This window comes from Micromonospora sp. NPDC005171 (genome assembly GCF_040608575.1).
In the GTDB taxonomy this organism is placed as follows: domain Bacteria; phylum Actinomycetota; class Actinomycetes; order Mycobacteriales; family Micromonosporaceae; genus Micromonospora.
Map to the genome: position 1 here is coordinate 1 of NZ_JBEXIM010000076.1, position 5,689 is coordinate 5,689.

4 protein-coding genes and 1 pseudogene are annotated in these 5,689 nt (G+C 62.2%); all 5 read right to left on the bottom strand.

From position 1 onward, the window contains the following. Positions 1 to 180 precede the first annotated feature (180 nt). The gene (locus ABZU74_RS33845; RefSeq protein ID WP_355432811.1) at positions 181 to 960 is read right to left on the bottom strand and encodes a hypothetical protein; all 780 of its coding nucleotides are present in this window, start codon (positions 958 to 960) and stop codon (positions 181 to 183) included. 774 nt (positions 961 to 1,734) lie between these two features. After that, positions 1,735 to 4,167, bottom strand: a pseudogene (locus ABZU74_RS33850) (RHS repeat-associated core domain-containing protein); the annotation flags it as partial. After that, a complete protein-coding gene (locus ABZU74_RS33855; RefSeq protein WP_355432813.1) occupies positions 4,115 to 4,657 on the bottom strand; it encodes a hypothetical protein in 543 nt (180 codons plus the stop codon). The pseudogene ABZU74_RS33850 and the gene ABZU74_RS33855, both read right to left, overlap by 53 nt. Before the next feature lie 25 nt (positions 4,658 to 4,682). After that, positions 4,683 to 5,222, bottom strand: a complete 540-nt coding sequence (locus tag ABZU74_RS33860) for a hypothetical protein (RefSeq protein ID WP_355432816.1) — start codon at positions 5,220 to 5,222, stop codon at positions 4,683 to 4,685. A gap of 276 nt (positions 5,223 to 5,498) precedes the next feature. Further along, on the bottom strand, positions 5,499 to 5,689 hold a 191-nt coding region (locus tag ABZU74_RS33865), incomplete at its 5' end, for a hypothetical protein (protein ID WP_355432819.1).

The window sequence follows — 5,689 nt, forward strand, 5'->3', positions numbered from 1 at the left end:
CATCCGGAATCGCCCACCTGCACAACATCGCTCTGACCGGCTGACCAGAACCGATGCCGGGCAACGCCCGCCTCGAGTTACGAGACATCGCTTAGTCGAGCCTTAGAATCGCTCGATCCCAGGCGCAGAACCGCCAACCGCCACAACGATGTCTTGGGAGTCGGAAAATTCCCCTGGCATTCAGTGCAGCTTCATGCCTTCCCTTAGCAGTTCGTTCAGTACTGCACGCCCGTCAGGGTCGCCTGTAGCAGCGACCACGTCCAGCGGTGAAATATAGTCCTGCACCTGGCCGCGTCGGCAGTTCTGTAGACGAACCTCGAGAAAGGCTAGAACATCGTTCGCCCATGAAGAGTCAATTCCTCTCACCCGGCTGACGGATCGCGTGTATGCGGATTCGCCATCGCGGAGAAAGTAGCCTCCATCTAACGTGGGCATCAAGTCTTGTGCCAACTGCACCCCTCCCCGGAACGCGACGTCACGGAATATGGAGCCCCTGAAATCGTTTCCTTCGAATCGATTCCGTTCGCGACCTAGCTCGGCAGCAACGTTCGGCAACGGATGCGCGTCGAATACGACGCGCTCCAACCTCGATTCGAAGACGCAGTCCACAAATTGGGCCGATAAAGAAATCCAGCCTCTGATCTTCGAGTTCTCGAACCTGCAATTCCTGAACGTCGCCCTGCCAACTGAACTAACACCCAATTCGCAGTTGACAAAGACGCACCCATCATAGTGCGATTCCACGCTTCCCGCACCGAGGCTGCCGTGTTTTATTTTTATCGATCGGAATACCACCCGATCCAGCCGCGCCCCATTGGCGACAACAATCTCATCAATCTTCGGGTTGGAGAACTCCTGTTCACTGAATACGCCCCCATGCACGATCAGGCGAGTTCCAGTCAAGTATTTGTCAAGCCTTTGCAAGGCATCTTCCTGTCCTGACGAGGCATCAGTTTGCAACCAAGTTTACCGGAGTCCGACCTGAACAGTGAGCTGATAGGCAACGTAAGAGGACGTGACATAACCTTTACTTCGGCCAACATGCGGTGCAACATCGAATCCGGTCGTGAACTCCACCTGCCTACCCGTTTGAGTATCAGTAAAATCTACGCCGTGACTTGCCTTGTAACGGAAGCGACCTGGATGAGACACTTGCAGCTCATCCCTAACTGCGCGATGCAGCGCGGTTCCGAATATCATGCGCCACATGAACGGGCCTTTTCGAGCGGGAAGCGTCAGCTCTTCTGGGCTCAAGTGCTTATTCATCAAATCTTCAGGGCTACCCGCGTTTTTGAGAGCCTGGTCGGCAGCGTCGCGCACGATTTGAGTCGATTCGTTGGGCGCGCCCACGCCTTCGCCTCTCACCACCCAGACAAATCCGATGGCGGCAGCCAGCTCCAACGATATATCTCGGCATTCGTTCGGGTGAAGACGGCACATCTCTTCTTCATATTGCTGCATCGCCATCTCGCGGACGCCTTGATACGCGTCCGGTCCGGTCAAATCGGCCCACTTGGCCCCGTATAGGGCCTCGAGTTTCCGCTTAGACCGCTCCCCGTCGGCCGCCCAAGGTTTTGATGCCGCCCCTGGCGCATCAGTCGACGATCCGCCTACCTTGCGACCAGAGCAGTGTGGCCAGCATTCAGAGTTTTTTTCTTTCTCTTCACGGTTGCCATTCTCATCACCGGGCCGATAGCCGGGGCAACTGACGACAGTTATGCAATCAGCCGGGATCATTCCACTGGGGTCACTGAGGTTCACTGGGGAGTTATTGGCGTACGTATAGGAGTCCCACTGCTGTGGGTTGCCCAGATCCAGGATCGGGTCTACCGAGATGAAACGGCCCAGTGTTCGGTCGTACTGTCGGGCGCCGATGTTGATCAGGCCGGTGGGGTCGTTCTCTCCGCCGACGAAGCCCTTGCTGTTGGGCCAGGTGGGGTTCGTTCCGCGGGGTGTGCCGTAGGGGGTTTGCCGGCGGATGTCCACTGTTTGGGTGCCGGCGTTGATGGCGACTTGTTGGGTGCCTTGGTGGTCGCTGTAGAGCCAGGTCAGGTCGGTGACCGCGGAGCCCGCGGTGCGGCTGGCGATGGTCGTGCCGGCGAAGTCGTAGTAGCGGGTGCCGGTGGTGACGCCGCCTTGGAAGCGGATCTCCTGCCCTGGTAGGTACAGGGTGGTGCCGGTGGTGTCTTTGCGGATGAGCCGGACGCCGTCGGTGTCGTAGATGTTGGTCTCGATGGCCTGTCCGGCGACGCTGACGGTGGCGAGCTTGCCTTCGGCGTCCCAGCCGAGGATGTGGTTGTTGGCACTGGTGACGCAGTTGTTGCTGACGGAGTGGGCGCCGGGCCGGCAGGTCATATTGCCCGACTTATCATATTCGTACTTATTGCTAACGGTCCGAGCCGGGTTTGCGGTGCTTACGGCCTTCACGTTGGTGACGGCGTGGGGTCGTACGACTCCCGGGCCACCGTCGGGCACGCTGTAGCTGCGGGTGGTTTTCCCGCTGCTGTCGTTGCTGGTTTCGGTGAGCCGGCTGCCGGTGTCGCTGAAGGTCCAGTCCTGCCAGTACGGTGCCGGCCCGCCGAGGTTGGCGAGGGCGGGGTCCGTGTCGCAGGAAACCCCGGCCTTCGGGGTCCAGGCGGTCGTCAGGCGCCCGAGGGCGTCGTCGCGGAAGCATTGGGCGTCTGCTTCACCGACCTGTGGGGTGTCGGTGATCGCTTCGAGGTTGCCGGCGTCCTTGTAGGAGTAGCGGCGGTCCGAGACCGTGCCGGCGACTGTCGAGCGCTCGATGATGGTCCGGTCGACGCGGCGGGTTGCCCCATCGCGGTAGACGGTGTCCTGGGTGAAGTTGCCGCTCCCAGGGATTTTGTAGATCGAACCGCTACGTTCGCCGTACGCGGTGTAGCTGGCGGTCGCCAAGGTACCCACAAAGCCCGTGAGGCTGGTGTCCAGGCGCACCGGCATACCGGTCGTGGCGTCATAGTCGGTGGTGAGCTCCTCGTTGACGAGTCCGCCACCGCCGGGGTAGGCGATCGTCGTCGGTGCGCCGGTGAACTGGGAGTAGCCGTAGCCATAGACGTAGGTTTGGTCGAGGCCGGACTCGACCGGTGGGATCACGTAGTTGACGCCGGTCGGTTGGTAGCGCTCGTTGAAGTTGCGGACCTGCCACTTGTACGCGCTGGCGGTGCCGGCGGTGTCGTAGTCGTAGCGGATCTTCTGGGTGAGCTGTCCTTTGAATCTGGGGTTCGGCTCGCCGTAGAGGGTGTCGTATTTCCACTCGGAGCGCAGCCGTCCGGTGGCGGAGTCGTCGCGGAGTTGTGTTTTGCGGCCGAGTTGGTCGTAGACGTACCAGAGTGCCTCGCCGCGGGCGTCAACGGTCTTCTGCAACGCGTTGTCGTCGTAGAAGGAGTTGGTCGTGGTGCCCTTGTCCGGGTCGGTGGTGCGCCAGAGGCGGCCCTTGGCGTCGTACTCGTTGATCCACTCGTTCCCGGCGGAGTCGGTGTTCTTCGTCGCCTGGCCCTTGCGGTTGAAGGCGTAGGTGGTCTCCAGGTATTCACCGTTGACGCCGGAGGGCGTGGTGTGTTGCCGCAGTGCGACGGTCCGGCCCTCGACGTCGGTGACGGTGGTGGTGGGGGTGCCGCCCTTCGGCGGGGTGACCTTGGTCAGATCACCCTCGTGACTGGTGACGGTGCGCCACTTCTCGACGAGGTTCGTGGTGTCGTCACCGGCGAGGAAAATGCTGTTCGTGGGGCGGGACGCCTGGTCGTAGACGGTCCGGGAGACCGCGGGTACGGACCAGTCGGGTTCGGACCAGAGGACGCCTGACGGGGCGCCGGGCTCCGCGTGGGGGGCGTAGCTGGCTGCCGTGCGCCCGTATTCGTCGTAGAGGGTGTCGGTGACGACCCGGTCGCTGCTGCCGCCCAGCGATGGCGACTGGGTTTGCCGCGGACGTAGCAGCCCGTCGAGGATCTGGTGCGAGGTGATGTAGACGCCGTCGGCGTTCAAGGTCTTCGACGTGACGTAGGGGTAGCTGTCGCGTCCGGCAGCAAAGGTATAGGTGTATTGCGTCGACGGGGTGTTCGGGTTGGCGGCGCTGGTCCACCCTGGGGTCCACACCTTAGCCACGCGTCCGAGCGCGTCGTACTGAATTGTCGAGGTGACCTTGTCGTGACCTGGCCAGCCACTGCACGGCCAGCCGACGCGCCTCCTCCCGGGGCATTCGTGACTTGCGGCGGATCACTTTGACAAGGCGCCGCACCACGATGTCCTCCCACCGTTCCCTGAAGTCGTCATCGGGCACCTCAATGAGGATCTTCGGACGGTCCGGGTCGTGCTTCAGACGGTCGCCCGGACGGCCAGGCTGCAAGTAGATGGCGCGGCTATTGAGGGCGTTGTCGACGATCATGCCCTCACGGCCGATGCTGAACGTCAGTACCGCCCGGGCCTCGATCGGGCGAACGAACCACAGCGACAGAGCGACGAAGTCCTCATCCCGCTCACCCTGTCCCCACCGATACGTGACGTCGCCCGCTGGAAGGTGGCGATGCAAGCGGACTAGTTCATCGAGGTCAGGCCGGCTGGTGGTGTCGATGACGACCAACGGCACCATCCGGCCGTCAGCGGCCGGCCCCGCAAGTGCGGCGTCTGCGACGACGGGCACGATGTCAGCAGGATCTACCGCTCGTCTAGTCGGTCGCTTGGCCGTCCGACGTTTGATCATGATTCACCTCCGGCAGGACAGATGCGCTGACTGTCACGGCGATACCCCGGCTGTCCTGCAAGACAGCGTCGTAACGCTGGATTCCGGCACCTTGTGGGAACAGGTCGGCGGGTAGCTCGAAGGTCAGCCACCCGGCGACCGCACCGTTGGACTGCAGGCGCGCGGGCAGGTCCAGTGCGGTCACGTCGGCCGGGAACACATCTCCGTTAGCCCGGTGACCGACCTTTATCGTCATCGCGTGACCGGTCGGCAGGGTGTAGGCGATGTGCAACTCGGCACCGACGATAGCCGCATCGCGGTCAGTGGGGTTGACTGCGAGGATCCTAATGCCGACCCAGCGCGAGGTGCCTGATCGTCTCCACGATGCCGAGTCGGTAAGAGTGACGTCCAGTCGGGCCACCCGGCGCTCCTCTTGCTGCATCGATAACGCCAGGGCCTGCCGCGAGGTGTTGCGGTTGGACAGTGCGACCAGCATCGCGAGCAGTGCCACGGCCGCCGACGCCACGGGTACCCACTGTGTCCACCCGGGATCCGGGGACACGGGCGGCTGAGCCAAAACGAGGAGCATGTGGCACAGAATGCCTGACGGGACACCCACGTGACACCGGGTGAACGACCTAGGTCGCGACGGTGATGATGTAAACAGTGCCAGAATCCGACGGCCTTTACCGGAGCTCTTTGGACTGCCGGATGCGCAGTGCCGGGAGCCAGACGTCACCGGCGTGACACAGTTCATCGCGCCATCGACTCTCAACAGGCAAGACGCCGCACCCGCAAATCTTCAGCAAGCGATCACAGCAATAGCGCCCTGCGACCAATTCTTGATCTTCAGATGCGGGAATCCGCAGGTCATCAGCCTGCGACTAAGAATCGCGTGCGGTTTAGGAAACCGATGCTCTATCCCCTGAGCTACGGGGGCGCGAGTGGTCAGTGTAACGACCTGCGGGTTGACCCGCGTTGGCAGGGAGTGAC